At 62.4% G+C, this 26,701-nt stretch carries 17 protein-coding genes; 9 read left to right on the forward strand and 8 right to left on the reverse strand.

Annotated features, from left to right (window positions below; genetic code table 11):
* Positions 1-43 precede the first annotated feature (43 nt).
* On the reverse strand, positions 44-3,652 hold the full coding sequence (locus KF757_06080; protein MBX3322541.1) for an efflux RND transporter permease subunit: 3,609 nt from the start codon (positions 3,650-3,652) through the stop codon (positions 44-46).
* 12 nt (positions 3,653-3,664) lie between these two features.
* Positions 3,665-4,807 (reverse strand): efflux RND transporter periplasmic adaptor subunit, encoded by a 1,143-nt coding sequence (locus KF757_06085; GenBank protein MBX3322542.1) that lies wholly within the window; start codon positions 4,805-4,807, stop codon positions 3,665-3,667.
* Positions 4,808-4,887: 80 nt separating this feature from the next.
* Here KF757_06085 and KF757_06090 point away from each other — a divergent pair, with 80 nt between their 5' ends.
* From KF757_06090 to KF757_06105, 4 genes are all read left to right on the forward strand, one after another.
* Complete coding sequence (locus KF757_06090) at positions 4,888-7,221, forward strand: thioredoxin domain-containing protein (GenBank protein MBX3322543.1); 2,334 nt, start codon at positions 4,888-4,890, stop codon at positions 7,219-7,221.
* Between the two features lie 12 nt (positions 7,222-7,233).
* Positions 7,234-7,662 (forward strand): carboxymuconolactone decarboxylase family protein, encoded by a 429-nt coding sequence (locus KF757_06095; protein ID MBX3322544.1) that lies wholly within the window; start codon positions 7,234-7,236, stop codon positions 7,660-7,662.
* Positions 7,663-7,774: 112 nt separating this feature from the next.
* Positions 7,775-8,914 (forward strand): DNA adenine methylase, encoded by a 1,140-nt coding sequence (locus KF757_06100; GenBank protein ID MBX3322545.1) that lies wholly within the window; start codon positions 7,775-7,777, stop codon positions 8,912-8,914.
* 267 nt (positions 8,915-9,181) lie between these two features.
* On the forward strand, positions 9,182-9,904 hold the full coding sequence (locus tag KF757_06105) for a hypothetical protein (protein MBX3322546.1): 723 nt from the start codon (positions 9,182-9,184) through the stop codon (positions 9,902-9,904).
* A 211-nt stretch (positions 9,905-10,115) separates the two neighbouring features.
* Here the strand turns inward: KF757_06105 and KF757_06110 are convergent, their stop codons facing one another.
* Together KF757_06110 and KF757_06115 are read right to left on the reverse strand one after the other, a co-directional pair.
* Positions 10,116-12,473: an HDIG domain-containing protein gene (locus tag KF757_06110; GenBank protein ID MBX3322547.1), complete on the reverse strand. Its 2,358-nt coding sequence runs from the start codon at positions 12,471-12,473 to the stop codon at positions 10,116-10,118.
* A 44-nt stretch (positions 12,474-12,517) separates the two neighbouring features.
* Entirely contained in the window at positions 12,518-13,561 is a 1,044-nt protein-coding gene (locus tag KF757_06115) for a PhoH family protein (GenBank protein MBX3322548.1), read from the reverse strand.
* 116 nt (positions 13,562-13,677) lie between these two features.
* Between KF757_06115 and KF757_06120 the strand changes: the two genes are divergently transcribed.
* Positions 13,678-14,112 (forward strand): hypothetical protein, encoded by a 435-nt coding sequence (locus KF757_06120; GenBank protein MBX3322549.1) that lies wholly within the window; start codon positions 13,678-13,680, stop codon positions 14,110-14,112.
* Here KF757_06120 and KF757_06125 read toward each other — a convergent pair.
* Positions 14,060-15,508: a PAS domain-containing protein gene (locus tag KF757_06125; protein ID MBX3322550.1), complete on the reverse strand. Its 1,449-nt coding sequence runs from the start codon at positions 15,506-15,508 to the stop codon at positions 14,060-14,062. The genes KF757_06120 and KF757_06125 overlap by 53 nt on opposite strands.
* A gap of 9 nt (positions 15,509-15,517) precedes the next feature.
* The gene (locus KF757_06130) at positions 15,518-16,240 is read right to left on the reverse strand and encodes a response regulator (GenBank protein ID MBX3322551.1); all 723 of its coding nucleotides are present in this window, start codon (positions 16,238-16,240) and stop codon (positions 15,518-15,520) included.
* 530 nt (positions 16,241-16,770) lie between these two features.
* Here KF757_06130 and KF757_06135 point away from each other — a divergent pair.
* From KF757_06135 to atpG, 4 genes are all read left to right on the forward strand, one after another.
* Positions 16,771-18,066 (forward strand): hypothetical protein, encoded by a 1,296-nt coding sequence (locus KF757_06135; GenBank protein ID MBX3322552.1) that lies wholly within the window; start codon positions 16,771-16,773, stop codon positions 18,064-18,066.
* 446 nt (positions 18,067-18,512) lie between these two features.
* Positions 18,513-20,507, forward strand: a complete 1,995-nt coding sequence (locus KF757_06140; protein ID MBX3322553.1) for a trypsin-like peptidase domain-containing protein — start codon at positions 18,513-18,515, stop codon at positions 20,505-20,507.
* 31 nt (positions 20,508-20,538) lie between these two features.
* Positions 20,539-21,396, forward strand: coding sequence for an MBL fold metallo-hydrolase (locus KF757_06145; GenBank protein MBX3322554.1), 858 nt, complete (start codon positions 20,539-20,541; stop codon positions 21,394-21,396).
* 327 nt (positions 21,397-21,723) lie between these two features.
* Positions 21,724-22,611, forward strand: coding sequence for an ATP synthase F1 subunit gamma (gene atpG, locus KF757_06150; GenBank protein MBX3322555.1), 888 nt, complete (start codon positions 21,724-21,726; stop codon positions 22,609-22,611).
* Between the two features lie 17 nt (positions 22,612-22,628).
* Here atpG and KF757_06155 read toward each other — a convergent pair whose 3' ends face one another.
* Together KF757_06155 and rsmD are read right to left on the reverse strand one after the other, a co-directional pair.
* A complete protein-coding gene (locus KF757_06155) occupies positions 22,629-25,874 on the reverse strand; it encodes an ATP-dependent helicase (GenBank protein ID MBX3322556.1) in 3,246 nt (1,081 codons plus the stop codon).
* Positions 25,871-26,602, reverse strand: a complete 732-nt coding sequence (rsmD, locus tag KF757_06160; GenBank protein MBX3322557.1) for a 16S rRNA (guanine(966)-N(2))-methyltransferase RsmD — start codon at positions 26,600-26,602, stop codon at positions 25,871-25,873. Before rsmD ends, KF757_06155 begins: the two co-directional genes overlap by 4 nt.
* Between the last annotated feature and the right edge of the window lie 99 nt (positions 26,603-26,701).

The following is a 26,701-nucleotide window of genomic DNA, read 5'->3' on the forward strand; positions in this document are numbered from 1 at the left end:
GGCCCGCGCCGACCTCAACAAGATCGCTGGCAATCGCGCGCGTTCAGCCACGGCCAACCGCCTCGGCAGGCTCGGCTGCGGGGGTCGAATCGCCCGTTGAACCGGATTCACTCGCGGGCGACGCGGAAGCGGGTTTGATCGGTCGCCGCACTGGTCTGGGTGAACGTGCCCTCTTTTCGAAGGCCAGCGCCATCCCTGCCCGCATGTCGAGCACGAGACTGAACACCATTGGCGCGAGTGCCAGCGTCAGCACGCTCGATGCCAGCAAGCCTCCGACAACCACGCTGCCGAGGCCTCGGTACATCTCGCTGCCTGAGCCGGGCGCAATGACCAGCGGCATCATGCCCCCCACGCTCGTCAGGACGCTCATGAAGATGGGCCGCACGCGCGTGCGCACGCTCTTGCCGATTGCGTCGGCCGGAGCGAGCCCTTCTTCGCGCATGAAGTTGAGCGACTGGTGCACGAGAAGGATGGCCGCGTTAACGACGACCCCAATGAGGATGAAAAACCCGAGCATCGTCAGCACGTCGAGTTGCTGAGGTGCCTTGGTTGGATCGGCCATCGACCACGCGTGCACGATCGCCAGCCCCGCGAACCCACCGACAATCGCCAGCGGCACAGTGAACATGATGACGAACGGATAGACGAAACTCTCGAACAGCGCGGCCATAAGCAGGTATGTAACGACCAGAGCCCAGATGAAGCGTGCTTCGAGCAGATGCGGCGACGAAGCCAGCCCCGCCGTCAGACCACCGAGAACGGCCGCCATCAGCAGGCACCCGGCCGCGCCGTAGAGCGTCATTCTGCCGCGACCGACGCGCGCGACGCAGACCGCCGCCCCAGCAAGCCCCACCAGCAGGAACAGGCCAAAAAGCCCCCATGCTCCGCCGCGCGACACCCAGCCTTTGCCATCGCCTCGCCCGAACATTGCTGATTTGACGTCGTCAAGTTTGGCTGCTGTGCCTTCGAGGCGTGTGCGCATCGTGCGATCAATCAGCCCCGCGGCATGTGCTGGCGCGATCACTTTATCCTCAAGCGTCTGCATGACCGCTTCGAGTGGCTCGCCCGTCGGCGGCCTCACCGACACGGCAACGCTGGGCAACTGCTCGAAACGCCGAATCTGCTGGGCAGCGAGCGCGGGGACGAAGTTGACGATCGAATCGATCGGCACTACGTCGCCTGCTGGCGTTGCAATCGGAATGTCGGCCAGCATTTCCTTGTATTCGAGCCTGCCGCCCGGGGGAACGACCATGATGTCCACCGTGTCCGATCCCAGTTTGTACTCGCCCGCGAATGCACCATCGAACAGCGCACGGATCGCGACCCCGAGCATCTCGGTCGTCAGGCCAAGCTGCCGCCCGCGCTCGTTGAGTTCGACCTGGAACTCCTGTTCGTCGATATTGAAGTTGCTGGGGTTGGCGCGCACGTTGCCAAAGCCGTATTCGGAGCCGGCTGCCTGAAACATGAAGTTCGCAGCAGCCGTAACCCGGTCGAGCCGGGGGCCGCTGATCTCGATGTCGATGGTGTTGCCGCCACCGATGCCGCGCCCGAAGAGGCTGGTCTGAGCAGCACCGCCATAGCTGTCGGGCACGCCCATCATCGCGCCGGTGAGCAGCGACCCGATCGGGATGACGACCTGTTCGGCCTGACTTGTCGCTCCGACAAACATCAAGTCGCCGAACGCGCCGACAAAGAAATTGTCGACCGCGACCGGATCAAAAGGCCTGTCTGGTGCTTCCAACCGAAAGATGGGAGGAAGCGACGCCAGCGATGCCGGATCGCTCTGTTTGGCTTTCATGTACGGCCCGACGACGCCCTCGATCTGCTGGGCGATGCGTTCCTTCTGCTCAACAGACAGGCCCGGAGGCGTGAGAAGGCCGCCAAAGACCAGGTTGCGGTTCCCCGCAGGAAGATAATCGAGCGGCGGCATGAGCCTGGCGCTGAGCACTACGCTGCCGACCATCAGCACGATGATGACGGTTGGCCGAATCAGCACGCCGCGCCAGCCCGTGATGGTCCATCGCACCAGCCGTTGCAACAGGAGGTTCATGCGTTCGAGCAAAGGAGCAACGCCGAAGAGGCTTGATACAGCACGCCCGGCCAGAGTCTTTGGCGGCGCAATCGACAGCCACCGCCCGCACGCAGGAATCACTGTGATCGACACGACAAGGCTCAGCATGACCGAGGCCACGATCGCCAGCGAGATGTCACGAAACAACTGCCCCGCTTCTTCCTCGATCGTCAGGACCGGAATGAACACCGCCGCTGTAGTGAGCGTTGAAGCCAGAATCGCACCCCAGACTTCGCGCGAGCCGCGATACGCGGCTTCGAGCGGCGGCAGTCCCTCGCGCAGTTTGCGGTCGATATTCTCAAGCACGACGATCGCGTTATCGACGACCATACCCACCGCGAACGCCAGGCCCGCCAATGAGATCACGTTGAGTGTTCGCCCGAGCGCCTGCATCACAAGAAACGTCCCGATCACCGAGATCGGAATCGCGATGAGCACGACCGCCGTCGGACGGATTGCCCGCAGAAACAGCAGCAGCACCAGCCCGGCCAGCACACCGCCGATGTACAAGTTCGTCTTGACCAGATTGATTGCCGATTCGATGTACATCGTCTCGTCGTAGACCTGCCGCAAACGCAGGTTCGGGCCCACCGCCCCCTGCCCCCACACGCCCCCGATGTTGGGCAGCACATCGGAGCGCACTTCCTCAAGCACCGCGCGCACATCGCGCATCACGTTGACCACGTTGGCGTCGGACTGGCGAATCACGTTGATCGCGATCGACGGATGCCCGAGGCTGCGCACGAACCCGCGACGCTTCTGATAATCGACCTCGACCTGTGCCACGTCGCGCACATACACCGGCAGCCCGCCGCGATACACGATCACCGTGTCGAGAATATCCTCGGGGCGGCTGAACTCGCCGACCAGTCGCACGCGATAGTCGCGCTTGCCCTCAGCGATGGTCCCTGCCGAGACGTTGCGGTTCTGCCCTCGCAATGCGCCAAGCAGGTCGCCGTACGTCAGTTGCCGCTGGGCCAGCAGCATCGGATCGGCCAGCACTCGCACCTCGCGCTCGCGCCCGCCATACACGTTGACTTCGGCCACGCCCTCGACGCGCTCGATCATCGGCTTGACCTCCTTGTCAAGCGCGTCGTACAGCGTCGAGATGTCAAAGCCCGCGTGCAGCGGGAGTTTATCTTCAGGCAGATCGATGATGATCCACGCGATCGCGTTCTCGGCCGCACCATCGGCCACCTTGACGGTCGGCTCTTCGACTTCCGACGGATAGTTCGACACCTGCCTCAGCGAGTCCGAGACCTCCTGCCTCGCGCGCGACATGTCCGTGCCGACGTCAAACTCGAGCGTGATCTCGCTCGACCCCTGGCTCGAGACCGACAGCATCCGCTGCAGGCCCGACACATTCTTGAGTTCCTCTTCCTGCGGGCGTGTGATCTCGTCAACGATTTCCTGCGGGCTGCGACCGGGCCACTGCGTCGACACCGTAATCAGCGGCGTATCGACCGTCGGCGTGAGCTGAATCGGAATCCGCGACAGCCCGATGAGCCCGAACATCACCACCAGTATCACGCACACCGCCACCCCGACGGGCTTGCTGATCGAAAGCCGAATCAGATCCACACATCACTCCGATCACCGGGACGCATCGGGCACGATGTTCAGAGGCTGACCCGGAAACAGCCTCTCGTTGCCGTCCACCACCACACGCATGCCCTCGTTGAGCACCCCCGAGCGGATCGCCACTTGATCGCCGAGTGCGAACAGCCGCTCCACCGCCGCCATCGCCGCACGCCCGCCCGCGTCGTAATACACATACGTGCCAGTCTCGCCCTTGAGCAGCGCGTCCTTAGGCACGAGCAGCGTCGGTGCCCGCTGTCCCATCGGCACCAGTCCCGTCGCGCTCATGCCCGGCTTGATCAGTCCGTCGGCGTTGCTCACCTCCAGCCGCACCGGGAACAATCGCGATCGCGCGTCGCCCTGAGGCACCGTCGCAATCACTCTCGCCTCGACATCCACGCCCAGCGCCGGCACATGCACCGCGATTGTCTCTGCCCGGCTCGCAAACTGCACCAGTCCTTCAGGCACATCCAGCCAGATATCGATCGGGTCAACCTCGATCAACTCAACGACAGCATCCCCTTCGCGAATCCACTGCCCGATTTCCGTGCGCCTGGCTACCACGCGCCCCTTGAACGGCGCGCGAATCGTCAGATCATCGAGCCGTTGTTCGATCAACTCCACCCGCGCTTCCTCGATCTGCTGCTGCGCTCTGGCCTGAGCGAGCCGTGCTTCTTCAGCCGCGGCTGCGCTCTCTGCCCGATCCAGTTCCGGCGCTGCGCCCGACTCGCGCGCCAGCACCTCGCGCACACGCACCAGATCGCGCTGGGCCTGCGCCACAAGGGCCTCACGCTCGGCGACGGTCGCCTGCGTCGACGCCACACGCGACTGAGCCTCGCGCAGTTCCAGATCCATGCGTGTGCGCTGCAGCCGCGCGATCACCGCGCCGGCCTCGACCGCATCACCGATATCGACACTCAACTCCTCGACCAGCCCGGGCTCCTGCGACGCCAGCAGGCTCTGCCGATGCGCACGCACCTCGCCGGTCACCTGCCGCCGCTGCTCGACCACATCGCGCGTGACCTCGGCCACACGCACCGTCGCCGGCGGGGGGCCGCCCTCGGGCTGGGCAACGCCAAGACTTCCCACTGCAAGCAACCCGACGCACAAAGCCGCCACGCGAGTTGTCACTCGATTCTGCACCTTCACCTTACCCACGGATACGCTCTCCTGTTCGCGCCACAACTTTAGGACGACGCCCGGCCAATCATCGAACACACGCCTGGAGTATCTTTTTCATGCCTAATCGCCTCATTGACGCCACCAGCCCGTACCTGCTCCAGCACGCCCACAACCCGGTGGACTGGTACGCATGGGGCGATGAGGCGTTCGCCGCTGCGCGAACTCGCGACTGCCCCATCTTCCTCAGCGTCGGTTACTCGACCTGCTACTGGTGCCATGTCATGGAGCGTGAATCCTTTGAAGACGAAGCCACCGCGCGCCTCCTCAACGCCCGCTTCGTCGCGATCAAAGTTGATCGCGAGGAACGCCCCGACGTCGACGAACTTTACATGCTCGCCACGCAACTCATGACCGGCCACGGCGGCTGGCCCATGAATGTCTTTCTCGACCCACACTCACTCAAGCCCTTCTGGTGCGGCACATACTTCCCGCCCGAGCCGCGCCACGGCATGCACTCGTTCACGCAGGTCATCGAAGGCATGGCCATCGCCTGGCGCGACCAGCGCGACACCGTCATCGCGCAGGCCGACCGACTGGCCCAGTCCGTCGCCGATGCGCTCTCGCACCACGCTGGCCCGATCTCGCTCTCGCCCACGATCAACGAGACGGCGGTCTCGCACCTGCTCCGCCAGTTCGATCGCACGCATGGCGGCTTCGGCGGCGCGCCCAAGTTCCCCCAGCCCGCCTTCCTCGATTTTCTGCTCGCCGCGCGCGACCACGTCGCCGAAGATGACACCCGCAGCGCCATCGACCTGGCCGTGCGCACGACGCTCGATCGTATCGCCCTGGGCGGCATTCACGATCACGTCGGAGGCGGGTTTCACCGCTACGCCGTCGATGCGACGTGGACGGTGCCGCACTTCGAGAAGATGCTCTACGACAACGCGCTCCTCGCCGCGACGTATACCCAGGCCGCGCGCGTGTATGACGACAATTTCTACCGCCGCACGCTCCGCCGCACGCTCGACTATGTTCTGCGCGAGATGACCGATCCGCACAGCGGCGCGTTCTCCAGCGCCCAGGACGCCGAAGTGGACACGCGCGAGGGGCTCAACTATCTCTGGACGCCCGACGAGGTGCGCACCGTGCTCGGCCCCGACGCTGAGTTCGCGCTGGCGGTCTTCGGCCTCGACAAGGGGCCCAACTTCAAGGACCCCCACCACGCGGATGCGCCCGCCGCCAATGTCCTGCGCCTGGCTCATCGCCCGGAGGATCTGGCCGCTCAGATGGGCTTGAGCCTCGAAGATTTTCTCGCGCGGCTCGATCGCGTCAGCGACGCCCTGCTCGCAGCCCGCGGGCAGCGCAAGCAGCCGCACCTCGACGACAAGACGATCGTCGCGTGGAACGCGCTGATGATCCGGGCCCTTGCGACCGCCTCGGTCGTGCTCGACGAGCCGCGATATCTTGACGCCGCGATCCGGGCCTCCCGCTTCATCCTCGCTTCGATGCGCGATCCCGGCGGCAATCTGCTGCGCATCCACCGCGCGGGCACGTCGCACACGCCCGCGTTCCTCGAAGATCATGCCGCGATGATCCGCGCTCTGGTCGCGCTGCACGACGCCGCCCCGGACACGGATCTTGGCGGCTCGTCGCCACTCGAAGCCGCCCTCGATCTGGCCGACCGGGCGCACACGCTGTTTTCCGATGAGCACGGTTCCTTCTTCGACGCGCCTGCGGGCGCGACCGACCTGTTCATCCGTCCGCGCAGCACCTACGACGGCGCGATCCCCAGCGGCTGTTCGCTCATGCTCGCCGCGCTGGTCGATCTCGCAGCCCACACCACGCGCACCGACATCCCGCATCGGGCCGCGGCCCTGCTCGCATCGCTTTCATCGCAGATCGCCGCCTCGCCGACCTCGACGGTGCTGGCGACGCAGACGCTGCTGCGGATCATGCTGATGCCGACGATCCGCGACCTGCTGCCCGAGGATGACGCCGCCCCGCGCCCCGATCAGTACCCTGGCCAGCAGACTGCTCAGCCCGTCTCGGTCTTTGCCGATGTGGACGCCGTCACGGTCGCGCCCGGTGAGCCTGCGGTGTTTCACGTCGAACTGCGCATCGCACCCGGCTACCACATCATCGCCGCCGATCCGGGGCGCTCGGACATGGCGCTGTCGCCCCTGCGCGTCGGGCTGACGCGCGGGCAGGGCGTCGCGGTCTACGCCGACTATCCGACCGGCGAGCCGCTCGAGACCGATCCGGCCCTGCTGGTGCATCACGATCTCGTCTCGTTCGCCGTCGCGCTCGAGCACGCCCCGGGCGTGGGCGCTTCAGCGGGCAAGCCGGTGCTGGGCGTGTCGTTTCAGGCCTGTTCGAGCGAAGCCTGCCTGGCGCCCGCAGCCGTCGCGCTCGAGATCGACATCACCATCGACATCACCACCACCGATTGACAGGAGCACCACATGTCCGACAGCAGCAGATCTGAAAGCAGCAGGCCCGACAGCAACCGTTATGAACAGTTCGTCGCGTTCCGCACCCGCCTCAACGAGCGCATCCTCGGCGACGACGCATCCCGCGGCACCAACCCCGACGGCTCGGCCCGCGCCGGCGCGACGCTCGTGACCAAACGCTTCTTCAACCTCGACACCAAGGCCTACGAGCCGGGCGCCCTCGACACGCCGACCAAGGAACTGCTCGGCCTGGTCGCGAGCATGGTGCTGCGCTGCGACGACTGCATCGCCTACCACATCGACCGCGCCAAGGCCGAGGGCGTCAGCGACGAAGCCCTCTTCGAGACCTTCGACATCGCCCTGATCGTCGGCGGCTCGATCGTGATCCCGCACCTGCGGCGTGCCGTCGACTTCCTCGACCAGCGCGCGGCGAGCGTCTAGGCCGCCACCCGCAAGACCACCCGCACCGCCCGCTTCCACCGCTGCCCCCAATGCCCATCCGCCACACCTGCACTGCGGCTGAATACACTCGCTTTCTCGTTCGATTGCTGGCGTGGCTGCACGGCGCGGCCCGACGACAGGCGGGAGACCTTCGTTGATCAAGTACATCGGTTCCAAACGCACGCTGATTCCCATGATCCTCGACGCGGTGCGTCGGGCTGCTGACGCCGAATCGGTGATCGACCTGTTCTCGGGCACCTCGCGTGTCGGACACGCGCTCAAAGCTGCCGGGTATCGCGTGCTGTCCAACGATCACAACGCTTATGCCCATGTCCTGGCGCGCTGCTATGTGCAGGCCGATGCCCAGGACGTGCTCGATGACGCGCGGCGACTGGTGCGCGAGTTCAACAGCATCAAGGGCGAGCCCGGCTATTTCACGCAGACGTTCTGCGAGCAATCCCGCTTCTTTCACCCCAGGAACGGCGCCCGCATCGACGCGATCCGCGAGGCCATCGCCGCCAGAGGCTTCGAGCCCGATCTCGAAGCGGTCATGCTGGTCTCGCTGATGGAAGCGGCCGATCGCGTCGATTCGACGACCGGGCTGCAGATGGCGTACCTCAAGACGTGGGCCCCGCGCGCCCACAACGAGCTCGAACTGCGCGTGCCCGCGGTGCTGCCGCGCGCCGCAGCGGGCAAGTGCCGGGCCACATGCCTCGACGCGCTCGACGCGGCCAGGAGCCTCGAAGCCGATGTCGCGTACATCGACCCGCCGTACAACCAGCACTCGTATCTCGGCAACTACCACGTCTGGGAATCGCTCGTCCGCTGGGACAAGCCGGAGGTCTACGGCATCGCGTGCAAGCGGATGGATGTCCGCGAGCGCAAGAGCGCGTTCAACTCGAGGCCGCAGTTCGCCGGGGCTCTGCGGGCGGTGCTCGAAGAAGTACGCGCCCCGGTCCTCGTCGTGTCGTTCAACAATGAAGGCTACATCGCCCGCGATGGAATGGAGGCCATGCTCGCGGGCCTCTGGAGCGGCGCGGGCAAGGTGACGACGATCGAAAACGACTTCAAACGCTACGTGGGCGCGCAGATCGGCATCTACAACCCACAAGGCGAAAAGGTCGGCCGCGTGAGCCATCTCCGCAACAAGGAGTTTCTCTACGTCGTCTCACGCAACTGCCTCGCCGCCCGCCTCGCACCGCTGCACACCGCCGAGCCCGATGCTGTTGACGCGCGGGGGTGGAATCGGTAGGCTGGCAGCATGCGCAGCAGCATCCGGGAGCGATGCGGGCGGGGCAGAGATGGAGGAGAGAGCGTTGGTGCTGGACGTGATGGAAAGGATAAAAAAGTCACACCGACCGCTCAAGACTGTACACAGGGCCGCGGATCGGTGGCACAGAGAGCGTGGAACAAACGGTGGTCGGTGCCACCCCGCTGCAGTGCTTAGCCGTGGCTGTTGTCACCAAGGGACAGTAGTCCCCTGCAACCTACCGCCCCATCTGAAACTCAACTAAATACTATGGAAATTCGCAGAACACAAATTCTAATCGCCGTCGTTTGCCTTGTTATGGGAATGGTCTTCGGCGCAGTGATTGCGAGGTTTGCTGTAGATTCTCCGCTTCCACCGAACATAACTATCCATGGCCATCCTGTTGAACTCACGATAGAGCCGGAGAGATACACAACGACAATTGCCAGAACAATAATTGAACAAAGATCGCATTTATCCTCATCGTTTGCCATGCCAATTGGGATGCGACCAATTACGAATGATATTACTGGTGGCTTCGTAGTAGACATTTTATGCGTCATGCCAATTGAGGCTATTGAAATTCTTATCGACCGCCATCGATCGTCGCTGTTTCATCCTCATAACATTAAAATTGCCCTTCCCTCTGGGCAGGAACTCCCCATTCGAAGACATCGAGCACCTGTCAAAGTTCCGCTGACTGATTGGACGCTAGGAAGAGCGGATAGTATTCCACCAGTATCGTATTCCTCTACTTATCAGACTACGTTACTTGACATTCGTACAGAAGATACAAGAGGTGTATTTATTGTATCAGTGAATACCGGGTATCAGTTTACCCCTCTTGATTGGCTGCCGGGACGTTATCGCATCGGTTTTGCGACAAATGTGATTGGAAAGCATACGGTCACAGTTCCCGAGCATGGCGAATATACGATCGAATTTGTCGGCGTGTTTCAGGATGTAATTATTGATCGACCTCACAGTTACTGATCGTGGGCCGTTTATAATACTATGGTATTGGACTTTCAATAAACATTGCATTTTGCAGGAAGGTGCGGGGTGTCGGCGGGTGGCACCGACCGCAACCGTTGATGCATGCCACCCGTGCCACCGACCACGGCCTGAATCAGCGCATCACCGCCCACATCGACACCAACCTCGACACCATCGTGAACAGCAGCAACATCATGAGCCGCCCGGCCTACGACGCGCTCCGCTCCTTCGTCCCGTCCTTCTCGCCCGCTGCTGCGGTCTTGGGCCCGCGCGTGCCCGACGGGTACGAAATCCGCCCGTGATAGATCGACGTCAGCGACTTGCTGATCGAATCGACAATCGCGCGCAGCTCGCGCAGCGTCAGGTCGCACTCGTCAAACTGCCCGTCCATCAGCCGCTTGTCAGCCAGCGAACGCACCAGCGACTCGATGCGGCTCGACGTCGGCTCGGCCAGCGTGCGCGTCGCGCTCTCGACCGCATCGGCCAGCATCAGGATCGCCACTTCCTTCGTCCGAGGCTTGGGGCCCGGATACCGATAGTCCACCTCGTCGGGCAGACGCTCGTCCTCGTGGTCGCGGTCTTCGCCGGCCGTCAACTGCTCCTTGCCTTCTTCAGTCACTTCCATCGCCTGCTTGCGCGCCTGGTGATAGAAATACTCGACCAGCGTCGTCCCGTGGTGCGCCTCGATGAAGTGCCGCAGCACCTTGGGCAGCCCGAATGAACGCGCAATCTCCATGCCATCCTTGACATGCCCCACGATCACCAGCAGCGACATCGCCGGGCTGAGCTTGTCGTGCTTGTTGGGCCCGCCGTACTGGTTCTCGACGAAGTACTCGGGCTTGTTCATCTTGCCGATGTCGTGATACATCGCTCCAACATACGTCAGCAGCCCGTTGGCCCCGATCGCGTCGGCCGCCGACTCGGCAATGCTCGCCACGTTGAGCGAATGGTTGTACGTCCCCGGCGCACGCTGCTGCAGCTCGCGCAGCAGCGGCTGCTTCGGGTCGCGCAGCTCAATGAGCGTCAAATTCGTCGTGATATCAAACGCCCGCTCGATGGCCGGCAGCACGAACAGCGTGATCCCGCCCACCAGCAGCCCGCTCGTCCCGGCCAGCAACGCATCGCGCGCCGCTTCATTGAACGCTCGCGCCACAAAAGGCCTTTCCATCAGCCCCGTGATCGCCGCCGCCACCATCAACGACGCCGCCACCCACAGCGACATCGTCACCAGACTCTGACGATCCCTGATCTCGGGCAGCCTCCACACCGCCGCCCCGACCCCCACCAGCAGCAGCACAAAGAACCCCACCGACTGATCGAGCGACACACAGTTGAGCACCGCCATCAGCGCCCCGATCGACATCGCCGTGCGCCGGTTGTACGCAATCGACAACAGCACCGCAACCAGCACCGTCGGCACCACCGCCGTCAACGCCAGATACCGCGGCTCGATCACCGAGGCAAGGCACGCCAGAAGCTGCGAAGCCGCAATCACGCCCCCCAGCCACGCCAGCCTCGAGAGATTCGCACTGATCTTCTGCGAAAATGTCGCCACATAGCCCATCAGCAGCGCCACGATCAGCCACACCGATGCCGCCACACTCGCCCGCTCGGTCCACACCGCCCAGACCCCCGCCGCCGCCCGGTACTGCTTGACTTCTTCGGCATAAATCCGAAACTGCGAAGGCTCAAGCACATCGCCCCGGCTGAACACACGCTGGCCCTTGGCAATCGTCTCGATCACCGGCTGCACCGCCTCCGCTGCCTGGGCCTGCTCAGCGATCGTCGCTGCCTGATCGAACACAAACGTCGGCCTGCCATCAGACACCAGCCGATGCTTGACCGATTCACCCACCGCACCGATCGGACCCACAAGCGGAGCAAACCCCGCCAGCCGCACCAGATTCTCGCACTCACGATCAAACGAGGCTGTGTCCCCGAAGTTCATCGGCGCCGAGATCTTCTCGACGAAGTCGACTCCGCGATGGCTCACAAGCTTGATCTGCGGGTTCAGCCCCTCCTGCCGCGCAACCCACGATTGCTCATCGAGAATCGGCCGACGCATCAGCCTCCCGATCAACTGCTCTGTCTGCTCGCGCCAGGTTCCGATCAGGTCCTCGCCCGCCTGCGCCCTGATCGCTTCCATCCTCTCTTCATTGAGCCTGAACCTTCGCCGGGTGTCATCCCCCACCGCATCGACCGAACTCACACCCGCGAGCATCTCGGGTAGCCTCTCGATCGAGCGCCGGATCTCGTCGATCACGCGCTCGTCAGCCACATACACCCGAGGCTGATTCTGCCGCGCCGTCTCACGCCCCAGTTCCGTACGCTGGTCATCGACGAGCGAGAACTCCACCCTCGCCGTCCACGTTTCAGGCATCACCTGACCGACGCTCACCAGAGGCTGCTCGCGCGTCCACACCGCTGTCACGCTCGTCACCAGCGCCAGCACCAGCCCCACCGAAAGACTCCACCCCACGCGCTGCGACAGCACCAGCTCACGCACCTCGCGGACCACCGAGCGCCGGCGGCGCTGCACCGAACCGGCCCGGCCACGACCACGCATCGCCGCGCCCGTACCCCGACTCGGTTTGGGAGCCTCACGCTGCATCAGTCCCCCGCCTCCTCGTCGTCCCGCGCCAGCAGAGCCTCGCCGATCTCGCCAGCATACAACGGATCCGCATCATCCTCCCCGTATGCCGCCACGATGCGCTGCACCAGATTGTGCCGCACCACGTCCTCCCCCGTCAGCGACACGAACCCGATCCCCTTGACACGCCGAAGCCTCCGAGCCGCATCCAGCAGCCCGCTCTGCGTCGGATCGGGCAGATCAATCTGCGTGCTGTCGCCCGTCACGATCATCTTCGACCCGTGCCCCATGCGCGTCAGAAACATCTTCATCTGCCCGCGCGTCGTATTCTGCGCTTCATCCAGAAGAATCACCGCGTTGTTCAGCGTCCGTCCGCGCATAAACGCCAGAGGCACGATCTCGATCACGTCATTGTCCATGAATCGGCGGATCGTCGGATAGTCCATCATGTCGTGCAGCGCATCGAGCAGAGGCCTCAGATATGGATTCACCTTCGCCTGCATATCCCCCGGCAGGAACCCCAGTTTCTCCCCCGCCTCCACCGCCGGCCGCACCAGCACAATCCGCTGCGCACGATTGTGCTTGAGCAGATGCACCGCCGCCGCCACCGCAAGATACGTCTTGCCCGTGCCCGCAGGCCCGATCCCAAAAACCATGTCCATATCGCGCATCGCGTCGAGATAGAACCGCTGGTTCGGCGTCTTAGGCCGCACCCGCACCCCACGGACATACACATCAAGGTCTTCAACCCAGGGAGGCCCATGGCCCCCGACCGTTGCCGGGCCACGTTCCCCATCACGCCCGACCGACTCTGTAATCATCTCCAGCACCTGCTCGCGGCTAAGCCCCTTCTGGGCCTTCGATGCCGCCCGCAATTGCTCCAGCACCCCCTGCGCCGCCTGAGCAGCCCGAGGCTCGCCCTCGACCCGAATCAACTTCTCCCTCGCCGTGATGTGCACGCCCAGAGCCTCCCGAAGCATCTTCAGATTCCGCTCCGCGACACCCACCATGCCCACACGCTCTTCTTCGTTCGGTACCGAGATCGTGACGATCACCAGGTTCAACTCCGCTTCCAGGCCCTACCGCATCGGCATTCAAAAGACCGGAACCCTAAGTTTAGGGGCCGGGTTCTTCCCATGCTCACAAACCAACCACACTCTCCCGGCGTATTCTCGGGCGTATGCACGCAATCCTTCCCAATACTCTTCGTAGTATCACCCTTTTCGGGTGCCTCCTGGCACTGACAGCATGCGCCCAACCCCGCCGCGACACCGCACACGACCCGGCCCACACCAGCCCGGCACGGATCACCGTCGCAGGCGACTGGGACGACGTAGACGCCGTCGTCGCAGGCATCCTTCCACTTTATGAACTGGTCGAAACTCGACTCCCAAGCCCCTCGCCTGATCTCCAACGCTATCGCCTCGACTCACTCGACCGCGGGCCGGGCACGCTCAGTTTCAAGCGCCTGAATGACTCCGAGATCGAAATCGCCTGCTCCATCGGGCGCTTCGGCCGCTCCAACGACGAACTGCGCGTCGTCAATGCTCTGGCCGAACGCTTCACCCAACTTCGCGGCGACGTGGCGGCTCCGCTTCGACGCCCCCGCCCATGACCGAATCGGGCAGCAGCACCGTCATCGTTGTCCCCTGCTTCCACACCGACTTGACCTCCACAGTGCCCCCAAGACGCCGCACCGCGTGCTTGACAATCGCAAGCCCGAGCCCCGTACCTCGACGCTGGGCCCCGCCCGAACGCGCCTGATCGACCTGAAAGAACCTCTCGAAGATCCGCTGCTGGTGTGAAACCGGAATCCCGATCCCCTGATCGATCACATCGATTCGCACGCCCGGCCTCAAACCGCCTTCGCCAGCCACCACCGACCCCAGCACCCGTACGCTTCCGCCATCGTGTGAAAACTTGATCGCGTTCTCTATCAAATTCCGGAGCACCAACTCCAACGCAGAGCGGTCTGTCCACACACGTCGTAATGCCTGATGCAATTGAAACTCCAGCTCGATGCTGCGATCCTTGTGCTCCTGCTCGAAAACCTGTGCAAGATCCGCGCACAGCTCCAGACAATCCACCTCCGCACAACTCGCGACCGATTCCTCTGACTCGAACCTTGACAGGTCCAGCAGATCGCGCACCAGTTCTTCGAGCCGCACGACATTGGCACGGATCATCTCCGCGAATCGGGTATGCATCTGCGGATCGTTCTTCGCAGGACCCAGCAGCGTATCGACCGCTGCCCGAATCGACGCGATGGGTGTACGCAACTCGTGCGACGCGTTGCCGACGAAATCCGTCTTGAGCTGAACCGCCATCGCCAGATCGGTCACGTCCTGAAAACTCAGCACCACGCCGCGTCCCCCTCCGAGCCGCACCGGACTTGCTTGCGTATCGAGCACACGCACCATCAGGTTGCGATTGATGCGCACCTGCCCTGCCGCATGCCTCCCCTCGCGCGCTTGCCGCATCAACTCCAGCACCGCCGCCTCGGTGAACAAGTCTTCAAGATTCGCGCCCTTCACCGCCTCGGACTCGCGTCCCACCAACGCACATGCAGCTGCATTCGCAAGCCTCACATGCCCATCCACACTCACCGCCATCAGAGGCACATCAAGCGCCTCGATCACATCCTCCAGCCCGTGCAACTGATCGCCAAGTCGAACCATCGCCACTCCGATGGCTTCCGACACCGCCGCCGCTCGCCGTTCGAGTCCGCCCAGCGTCGCAACCGCAGGCTCCGTCGCCTCTCCGATTGCCCCATGCTTCGATGCCAGATCGGTCAAACGCCCACCGATCGACGCCAGAACCATCTGCCGACGCCTCGTATCCCGGGTCACCAGCACCCACACGCTCATGCCCGCAGCCGCAGCCGAAACCACCGCCACCACCCATCCAGTTGCCCACAGCGCACACAGACCGACCACCAGCGTCGCGCAGGCTACCGCCGCTGCCGATCCAATCTCCTTCATGTGATGCTCAGTCATTGCGCCTGCCGTCATGCTCATCAATTATTGAGCGCTCGACGCAGCCTCGTGCCCCGGAAGCACGGTCCGATAGCCAACGCCACGGACCGTGAGAATCAGATCGGCGTGCGGGCCAAGCTTGCGACGAATCGCCGTCACATGCACGTCAATTGTCCGCTCGGTCACCGTCACCCCAGGCCCCATTGCCGACGCAATCAGTGCCCGACGCGAAAGCACTTTTCCCTCAGCCGCCAGTAACGATGACAGCAAACGAAACTCCGTCACCGTCAGCGACATCAGTTCATCATCAAGAAAAACCTGGAACGTCCCGGTATCGATGCGAAGAGGCCCGTACACCTTGATCGCACCATCTTGCCCGCTCTTGGGCTTGGAACGTCTCAAGACCGCATCCACGCGCGCCAGCAGCAGCTCGACCGAAAATGGCTTGGCCATGTAGTCGTCTGCCCCAACCCGAAACCCGCGCAACTGGTCGGCATCCTCCCCCTTGGCCGTCAGCATGATGATGGGGACGGACCGTGTCGCCTCGTTCTCGCGGAGCCTCCTCGCCACATCCAGACCCGGCAGTTCGGGCATCATCAGATCAAGAATCAACAAATCCGGCGGCAATTGCCTGGCTTTTTCCAGACCCCGCCGACCGTCGCTTGCCGTCTCGACCTCATACCCCGCCGCACGCAGGTTGTACGCGAGCAACTCGACCAGATTCGGCTCATCATCGACCACAAGAATTCGAGGCTTGTTGTCTAACATGATAAATACCAAACACTTAAGGCTGTTGACTGCGAGAACCGACCATGCGCAGAGGTCAATCACCTATTTTCGGATCTGATTGTAGGTGACACTCGACCACACTATATATGAAGATCGTGCGAAACCCGAACAGGGGGGTCAAAGTACGATTTTTCGGCAGAAAAGTTACCGGGCACATATTCGCACGCCCGATGATCTGGACGGCGGAGTTTGTGCCTGCTAATATGCCGGGCCTCATTCCGAGTCTGAACCGGCTCTTTGCCTGCTCAGACTTCAACACGCTGCGAGAGGTTTTCTTTCGCGGGTTGACAAGTTGGATGTGTTCACCTCGTCGTTACGCCGACGCTGCTCGCGTTTCGATGTCGCTTCGAGCGTTCTCGAAGCATCTGTCAGCAGCACACGACCTGTTTCGTTTCGTCAAACGTCGCCCGATTGTGCGGGCGAAAGAATTTAAGGCAGGCAAGGGAAATCGGGAGCACGGGCAAAGAACCCGCTTAACTCCCACCTTCAATTTTGCAAGGAGTGATTCGATGAATAAGACGACCAAGTTCTTGGTGGCAGCAGGCTCCGCGTTCGGCCTGGCCACGGTTGCTACGGCTCAGTCCAGCAACCTCGACCTCGACCGCGCCTACTCGGCGGAACTCTCCGCTGACGCGGCCGCTCGCACCAGCCAGCTCCAGGGCGGCACCGCGGGCAATGACGGCTTCTTCTACATCGGCGACGGCACCGGCAACTACCGCCTCAACATGAGCGGCGTCCTCCAGTTCCGCTACACGATGAACTTCCGCGATGATCAGGGCACCCCGGACAACGACACGACCATCGGTTTCAACGTCCCGAGCGGCAAGCTCAAGTGGCACGGCAACATCATCAACCCGAACTGGAAGTTCCGCCTCGACGCTGACTTCGCCGATGATCAAGGCTCTGGGAGCTTCAACCTCGGCAATGCCTACGGCCAGTACGACTTCGAAGGCATGGAAGGCGGCTTCCTCCGCTTCGGTCAGTTCAAGCTTCCGATTATCGCTGAAGAACTGATCGAGCGCGAGTTCCAACTTGCCGCCGATCGTTCCATGGCCAACGAGTTCTTCAACCAGGACTACAGCCAGGGCCTCATGTTCGGTTACATGACCGACTCCTTCGCTGTGTACGCCGCGTTCAGCGACGGCATCGCGTCCCGCAACACCGCCTTCAACAGCGCCGCCGAAGCTGACTGGGCCCTGACCGGCCGCGTCGATGTCAAGCTCCAAGGCGACTGGGAGCGCTTCGACGACTTCACCTCGTGGCGCGGCTCGGACTTCGCTGCCCGCATCGGTGGTGCGATTCACTGGCAGTCGACCGGCGACACCAACCCCGAACTGGCCAATGACGCCCAGTACCTGCTCTACACCATCGATGTTGCCCTCGAAGGCAACGGATGGCACGTCTTCGGCGCCTTCATCGGCGACCACTCGGACCTCGGCGGCGGCACAAGCGACGTCGATAACTTCGGCCACGTCCTTCAGGCTGGCGTGTTCCTCAACGACCAGTGGGAACTCTTCGGTCGTTGGGACGGCATCTACCTCGACAACAACATCACCGGCCCCGGCGATGATGACTTCCACTTCCTGACCTTCGGCGTCAACCACTACATCGTCCCCGAGAGCCACGCGGCCAAGTTCACTCTTGACCTCCAGTGGGCCCTCAATGACACCGCGCCGAACCTGACCAGCGTTGCCCGCCCCTTCGGGTCGCAGGCCGCTCACTTCAACACCCGTACCACCCAGCTCTTTGGTGACGCCGACGACGGCGAAGTCACCATCCGCGCTCAGATCCAGCTCGTCTTCTGAGTTGGTTCTACGCCTCTGACTCGACTTCAACCGGCTGGCCCATACGGGTCAGCCGGTTCTTTTTTTGTCAGTATCCCCCCGCTTCAGGCAACCGTTTTTAGAGTATAAGTCCCTTATCTACAAGTAATTGCAAATACTTTCCCACTCTGTCCTTGGCGCGAGCCCCTCACTTTGCTAGGCTATCGACTCTTCTCACACTTGATACGCGAGAGAGAATCGAGAGGAGCGGGGAAATCACTGTGTTCAAATTTGGTGTGTTTGGTTGGCAAGCGATTGGGGTCGCTTGCTATGTCTTCGCTCTCCTCTTCACGAGTGGCAGCGTTGTCGCACAATCCGATGCCAGCCCAAACCTTGAGCGCGGGGCTGCCTCCGCCACCTTGGGCCCAAATCCAGGACGATTACTCCTCGACTCCGGAGCGGTTACGAACTGGACCCCCAATTCCGGCATGCAGCGCGTCTTCCGAGGCACGATCCACGTCCCCACCGCAATGTGGATCCGACTGAACTTCAATCTCGCCCAACTCAGCGGCGAGATCGGGCGCCCTGACGCCTCATACATGCTCATCATCAGCGAGTTCGACGGTGCTGTGCAACAGCTCTACGCTGAACATATTCCGCAATGGTCTAATCGCTCCGCATACTTCAACGGCGACACTGTCCACATCGAGATCTACGCGGCCCACGGCACCGGACCCAGCCACGTTCGCATCAACAGCCTCACCTGGGGCGAGCCCGGCTTTCTCGATCGCTCAATCTGCGGGCCTCAGGACGACAGGGTGCCTTCTGCCGACCCCCGCGTCGCCCGCGTCCTCCCGGCACAGTGCAGCGCGTGGCTCGTCGAGAATCAACCCAACTCATTGCTCAGCGCGGGCCATTGCGCAATCGGCGCTGGCAACGTCATCCAGTTCAACGTCCCTGCCTCCACCATCGGAGGCTCGATGCGACATCCATCCCCAGAGGACCAGTACCCGGTCGACCCGAGTTCCGTTCAGGTTCAAAACGGCTACATCGGGGTTGGCAACGATTGGCGCTTCTTCGGCACCTTCGAAAACTCCAACACGGGCTTGTCGCCAATGCAGGCCCAACTGGGTTCATTTCGCATCAGTCCAACCATTCCCCCGATCGATGGTCGCAATGTCCGCGTCACCGGGTACGGCCAGATGTCCATGCCCGCACCCCTTGTCTACAACTACATCCAGACAACTCACTTTGGAGCGCTCACCGGGAGCCAGAACAACACCATCCACCACCTCGCAGACACCACCGGAGGCAACTCGGGCGCACCGCTTATCGACGAGGTGACTGGACTTGCCATTGGTGTCCACACCCACGGCGGATGCAACGGCATGGGATCCAACCGAGCCACCGCAACCCGCAATGTCGGACTTCGTGCCGCTCTGGCAGCCCCTATCGGCAAGGCTGCAACCAAGGACGGCATTCGCTTCGAATTCCCCGGCAGCCGTCCTGCTGTGGTCAATCCGCTCGGAGGCACGCCCATCACAGTCCGCGTCTCGAACTCGCTGACACGCAACCTTGTCCCCGAGATTGCAAATCTGCACGTCTTGAATGGCTCCACATGGATCCAGATCCCGATGGTGGTCGGCGCAAACTCCACGGCAGTTGTCACATTCCCACCCCTGACAAACTGCGCTGGTCCCGTGCGATACTACTTTTCCGCCCTGAACTCCCTTGGTGAAACCGACACCTGGCCTCGAAACGCTCCAGCAAACTCATTTGTCGCCATCGCAGCTAACTCGTCGAGCGTCTACGCTTCAAATGATTTTCAGACCGCCAGCGGATGGACCTTCTGGGGCGAAGCCTCACTGACGTCCGGGCGATTCAAGGTTGCCAAGCCGAACGCGAACGACCTTCACGCCCCGTCCAAGGACTTCGATGGCAGCAGCCGGTGCCTCCTGACCGGGTCGGACGCCAACGAAGACGTTGACCATGGTGCCACACGCGCAACCTCACCATCGATCAACCTCGCGCTGGCTCAGAATCCATATATGAGTTTCGCTGCGTGGTTCTCAAGCTCCCTCCCGGATCATCGCTCCATGTTCGTCCAGGTTTCATCCAACGCTGGAGCGACCTGGACCACCATCGACACCATCAAGCAGACCGATGGCTGGGAAATGAAGGTCTATCGCATCCTCGACCATGTGCCATTGACCACGGGTTTCCGTGTGAGGCTCGAAACCGGCGACGGCCCCGAAGCCTCCATCGTCGAGGCGGCGATCGATCGCTTTCGCGTCGAAGAACTCTCGTGCATCCCGTGCACGCTGCCTTCGACCAACGGGCCTGAACCGCGCGAAGCGCAGATTGCCCGCCTGCTGTCGCTCTGGAACGCTGGCGACCTCCTGGCCGACCTCAACGCAGACAACCAAATCGATATCTTCGACATCCTCATTCTTTTGAATCAATCACTGTCCAACTGCCCCTGAAATCCACACCCAGGCCTTCAACGATCTAGTCTTGTCCGTGCGATTTGAATTCCTCGGCACTGGCACCAGTTCCGGCATCCCCGCCATTGGCTGTGACTGCGCCGTGTGCACTTCGGGTGACCCACGCAATCAGCGTTTGCGTACCAGTGCGTGCCTCCGCTTCACCGACGCAGGCGGACAAGCCCGCGTCATTCTCATCGACGCCGGTCCGGACCTTCGCCAGCAAGCCCTCCGCGCAAAGCTTGAACGGGTAGATGCCATTCTCTTTACACACAATCACGCCGACCACATCCTTGGCCTGGATGAAGTCCGGCGGTTCAACGTTCTCATGCACCAACCCATTCCTATCTACGCCGATCAGCACACCCTCGAATCCCTGCGACGCGTCTACGCCTACATCTTCGACCGCCACGCCAATGTGCAGGACTCGTTCATCGCATCGCTTGTTGCTTTCCCGATTCGCCCGTCGGTTCCGTTTGTGCTCTTCGGCCTGACGATCACCCCGATCCCGCTGCTCCATGGTCGATTGCCGATTCTCGGGTTTCGGTTCGATCCGCCCCCACGGGCCGCGCCATCACCCCTGCCACTGGCCTATGGAACAGACGTATCGGGCATTCCCCCGGAGTCCTGGCCACACTTTGAAGGCCTGAACACCCTTGTTCTCGACGCCCTGCGTCATCGCAAGCATCCAACTCACTTCACCATCGGCCAGGCTGTCAACGCCGCCCAGAACATCGGTGCTGGCGCGACCTATTTCGTTCACATGAGTCACGACATAGACCACGCCCAGACCGAATCCGAACTGCCCGAGACAATCTATTTGGCTTATGACGGCCTGGTCCTCGATTCGGGGGTCGCGTCCGTCAAATCCACCGAACTCGAGCCCTGACGTACCCGAAGAACCATCCGCGGCTTTGCTGCGTAACTTCAAGCCGAGGAGGAACTTGTCATGGCAAACGATGATCTGTCCCGCATCCCGCCACGCCCCGCGTTATCTGTACCCTTTCCGTTACAACTGGGGCACGACTTTCACCCTGCATCCGGTGCGGGCGACAAGCCCATGACCAATCAAAAACCTATCTCTGCAACCGACCCCGCCAGCAACCTTCCCAAGCCTGCCCCTCCTGGCAAGTGAGTCGCAGGCTCCATCTGCTTCATTCGCCAGACTTCTTCCCGCGCTTCACGACGGGAGAAATCGGTCCTACACTCCCGCCCCATGGGAAAGAGCCGCGAAATCAAGAAGCGCATGAAGGCGGTCGGAAATATCCGCCGCATCACCCGCACGATGCAGATGATCGCCACGAGCAAGTTCGCTCGGGCCCAGCAGGCTGCCACCGCGTCCAAGCCCTACACCAATGCCCTCTTTGAGCTTGTCGCCGAACTGGCTTCGAGCATCGGCGACACCTCACACCCTCTGCTCGGAAAGAGCGCCGCCAAGCGCACCGGCAAGGAAGTCACGCTCATCATCACGTCCGATCGCGGGCTTTGCGGCCCCTACAACGGCAACGTCATCCGCACCGCGATGCGGCACCTTCGGAGCCACGACGCCGCCAGTTCCGGCGTCATCGAAGTCGTCGGTAAAAAGGGCGCCAACGTCCTCAAGTTCAACGCCTTCTCCATCGCGGCGCACCACACCAACTTCGGCGATAAACCTCGGTATGACGAAGTTGAACGCCTCGCCAACACCTACATCGAGCGCTTTGCTGCTGGCGAGATCGACGCCGTCCGCGTTGTGTACATGCGCTACATCTCGGCCGGACAGCAAAAGCCCGAAATCCTCCAACTCATTCCCTTCGACCAGTCGGCCGCAGGCAAGGCCCAGAGCGCGACCGAATCCAAACTGACGCCTCTCTACGAGTTCAGCCCCGATCCCGAATCCCTGCTGAGCGAACTGCTGCCCGCAGCCGTCCGCGCGGTGCTCTTCCAGGCCTTCAACGATGCCGTCGTCAGCGAGCACGTCGCGCGCATGGTGGCCATGAAGTCGGCAACCGACAACGCCGGCAAGATGCGTAAGCGCCTCCAACGCAAGTACAACCGCGCACGGCAGGCCCAGATCACCACGGAACTGACCGAGATCATCTCTGGCGCCGCAGCCTTGTCCTGACGCTCGCCGCGCGCTGCTCACTCTGCTGCATCGCGCGCCACGACGTCGAACAAGCTGCACTCACCTTCGCAATTCTTCTCGTTGCGTTCAAAGCGGCCTTCGAGGATGCCGTCGATCGCACCGCGCACCACCTGCCCGATCGCCTCCATATCGAGTTGATCGAGCCCAATCGCGCCGCGCTCCCCCTGCGACAAGACCCAGTACTCGGCTGTCCCTGTCAGCTGCTCATCGCCAAAGTGATGCCGCAGCGCCAGCGCGTAGATCCCGAGTTGTAGATCTTTCTTGTCGGGCTCGAGCAAAGCCTTGCTCGCGTACCCCGTCTTGTAATCCACGATCCGAAATCCGCCTTCGAGGCGATCGATCCGATCCAGTTTCGAATAGATCCGGTGTGTGAGTCCATTGTGCTCGAATGGGAAGTTCACATTCTTCTCGACTTCGATAGGCTCGAGAGCGTCGTTGTGCAGGCGTTTGTGCGCAATGGTGAGCGCAGCCAGAATCTGATCGCGCTGAGCGGTGTCCACAACCTCGTGTTCGGGCACACTGGCATCGAACACCCGATGCCCGAGATCGAGCAGATTCTCCAGCGTCGGTCTCGGTTCGCCCTGGGCCTCGGCCTCCATCCACCTGCGATAAAACTGCTCGAGCGCCGCATGCGTGACCTGACCCACGCGAATCGCACCCGACTCGGCTTGCGACAACTTCATCACATGCCGAAGATAAAAACACCGCGGACAATATGTGTAATCCCGCAGCATCGTGTAACTCAGATTGAGTGGCGGCTTGGGCGCAACAAACGCAAACCCAGCCCGCGCCGCACCCCGCAGCACCTTGTCCTCCACACGCGCCCGATACTCGGCTGCCTCAGCGCTCAGCTCCGCCGCCCCGCTCTCTCCCGCGCCGATCGACGCCAGAACCGCCATGCGTGTCGCCACGCTCGCCAGTTTGGCCATCACCTCCTCGACAGCCGCACGATCCAGCCCCGCCCGGTCGGCTCCATCGAGCGCCAGTGACGCCTCGTGCCGCAATCGGCTTCGCGCTTGTGCCAGTACTGTCTCCCGCTCCAATCGTCTGATTCCCCAAGGCGCTGCCACCGGCTCATTCGACCATGCCGCGCTCGTGACTCCCGCAGCCGCAGCATCACGCATGATCTGTGCCGGATCTCGCTCGCTCACCGCCCCCGCACTGATCAAAGGCCAGAGCAGGTTGGTCGCGCTGGGTTTGCCCTTGGGAATCTTGCCGAAGAGCAACAGGCGTCGCTTCGCGCGCGTGCACGCGACATAGAACAGCCGCCTCTCTTCCTCGATCAACCCAGGCTTGTTGACATCAGTTTCAATACCCGGCGGGAGCACACTCTCGCGCGGCCGAGACGTCATGGGATACCCGTGCGGCGGATTGACTCGAGGCATGAACACCGTGTCAAACTCCAGCCCCTTGGCCGAGTGCGCCGTGAGCAGTACCACGCCATCCTCTTCATCGCTCCTCTCGTTCGCCTGCCCCTCGACGCGCGCATCAAGGGTCGCTGCAAACGACTGCTCCGAAGCATCGAGATCGTTGTAATAACTCCAGAACGCAGCAAGATCGGCCGGCGCTTCAAGCCTCCCAAGCCTCTCGCGCACAAACCGCAACACCGCCACCAACGATTCAATCCGCCCCGCCCGCGATCGACCGCCCACAAGATCCGCTCCCGCAAGATCCGCTTCGAGAATGATCCGCTCGATCGTCACATCCGCCGATTCGGTCGTCGCCGAAACACGAAACGCCTCAACCTGCATCGCAAGCCGCGATACGATCGCCTTGACTTCATCACTTTCATCAAGCGTCCGCGTCAACCATTGCAGGAACGGTTCGGCCTCCCACGACGCTGCCCGCGACATTGCTGCTGCATAACTTCGCTCCCACGTACTCACCCGCGAAGCGCCAAGACCATATGGAGGCCGCAGCATCAACCGACGCACCGCCCACGTCTGCGACGGCTCGAGGACCGCGCGAACCCACGCCAGCAGATCCTGCACGCCCTCGTCATCGAGCGGCGAACCCATCGACCGAACCCGTACCGGGATGTCCTCGAGCCTCAGCGTCGCCGCGATCCGCTCCACCTCGCGGTTCGTGCGCCCGATCACGGCATATGAACTCCATGCCCGCTCCGGGTCGCGCTCACGATCTGTCAAAAGCATCGCTGCGATCAACCCATCGGAGTCAAAATCCGACGCAACACGCACCACCTCGACCGCTGCCCCCTCGCCAGCCTCCGCCTCGCGCGCCGGCACGATCACCTTCTCGGGCGCCAGGCGAGTCTGCGAAGCCGCGATCACCTGGTTTGCCGCCTCCACCACACACCGCGCACTGCGATAGTTCAACTCCAGAAACAACGTTGTCGCCGTCGGCCAACGGCACTTGAAGTGCTCGAACGCAAACTGATTCGCACCACGAAACGCATAGATCGCCTGGTCGTCATCTCCGACCACACACAGATCCAGCCTCTCACGCTCGGCCGGGCAAAGCAGCCCCAGCAATTCCATCTGCGCCACGTTCAGATCCTGAAACTCATCGACCACCACATGATGATGGTCATACTGGCAGATCTCGCGCGCGACCCGATGCTCTCGCAGCAGCCCGATCGGCCGCGTCAGCAGTTCATCCACCGAAATCAGCCCGCGCTTTCGGCACGCCGCATCAATCAATCCATACAGCCTCACATGCTCGGAAAACCGCTCAAGTTCCGCGCGCTGCCCGTCTTCGATCGCCTCATCGCCAAGCATCGCCTCCACACGCGCAGCGCACGCTTCAGGCTCAATCGCACTGTTGCGTAGTTCGGCGATGATCGCCCGCGACTCATCGATCAGACTCGCGATTCCTCCCGCGATCGCACTCCGAAACAGCCCGTGCTCCTGAATCAGGTGCCTGGTCAGACGCCGATGCTGTGCAGAATCCATCAGCGCAAGCCTTGGCCCAAGACCCGTCAGATCTGAAAACCGCCGCAACAGCGAAAGCCCGAAACTGTGGAATGTCGATGCGTTCAATCGATCCGCTGCTGAGCCGCCCACCAAAGCACTCAGCCTCTCGCGCAGTTCGCGCGCCGCCTCGTTGGTGAATGTCAGCGCCACGATCCGCTCCGGGTCGATCCCCCGGTGTTCGATCATGTGGCACACCCGATGCACGATCACATTCGTCTTGCCCGTGCCGGGCCCAGCCAGAACGATCAGAGGCCCCGCATCATGCTCCACCGCTGCCACCTGCTGGGCATTGAGTGCATGCCCACTCATTCCTTGGCTCCGGCGCGCATATACAAATGGATCGCGGTCGAGCCATACGCGTGCGTCTCCGGCCCGATCGTCCCCGCGATCGAGAGATCGCCTTCAACCAGAGTCTGGTCCGCTCCGCCAACTACCACGTCGAGTTCCTTGGCTTCTGCGCGTTCGAGCTCTTCGAGGCTCGCAAACTCCATCACTTCCTCGACGCGCTGCCCCCGCGCGCCTCGCGGATGATTCGGCTCAACCGGCAACTTCTGCAGGAAGGGCCAAGGCGTCCGCACGATCAAAAACCCATCAGCAGCCATCAGGCCTGCAATCCGCGTCATCTGCTGCCGCACCCTGTCCCAGCCTGCCACATCACGCACCATCTCATACGGCGGATCCAGAAACGCAATGTTCACCGGCACACGACACCGCGCCAGCGCCGCCGGCCCCAGCGCATCACCAACAACCACCTGCGCAAACTCTCCGGCCCCGAGCATCTCGACGTTCTGCCGCAGCACCTCCGCCACACGCTTGTCCCGCTCGACCATCACCACATGCGACGCGCCCCGACTCGCAGCCTCGAGCCCGAAAGACCCAACCCCAGCAAACCCATCGAGCACACTGGCATCCTCGAAATGCCCGCGCAGCAAACCAAACATCGACTCCCGCACCCGATCCGGCAACGGACGGGTCGTCGATCTGCCTGGAGGGGACGCCAACTGGCGACGCTTGTACCGACCCGAAATGATGCGCATCGACTGAGCAAAGCCCTACCAACGCTAAGCGTCAAGCCCATGCCCTCAAATCTGCTGATGTTGCCCAGCCTCAACACCGTTGCCCAACCTCACCGCCTC

It is taken from the genome of Phycisphaeraceae bacterium (genome assembly GCA_019636795.1).
Lineage (GTDB): Bacteria > Planctomycetota > Phycisphaerae > Phycisphaerales > UBA1924 > JAHBWW01.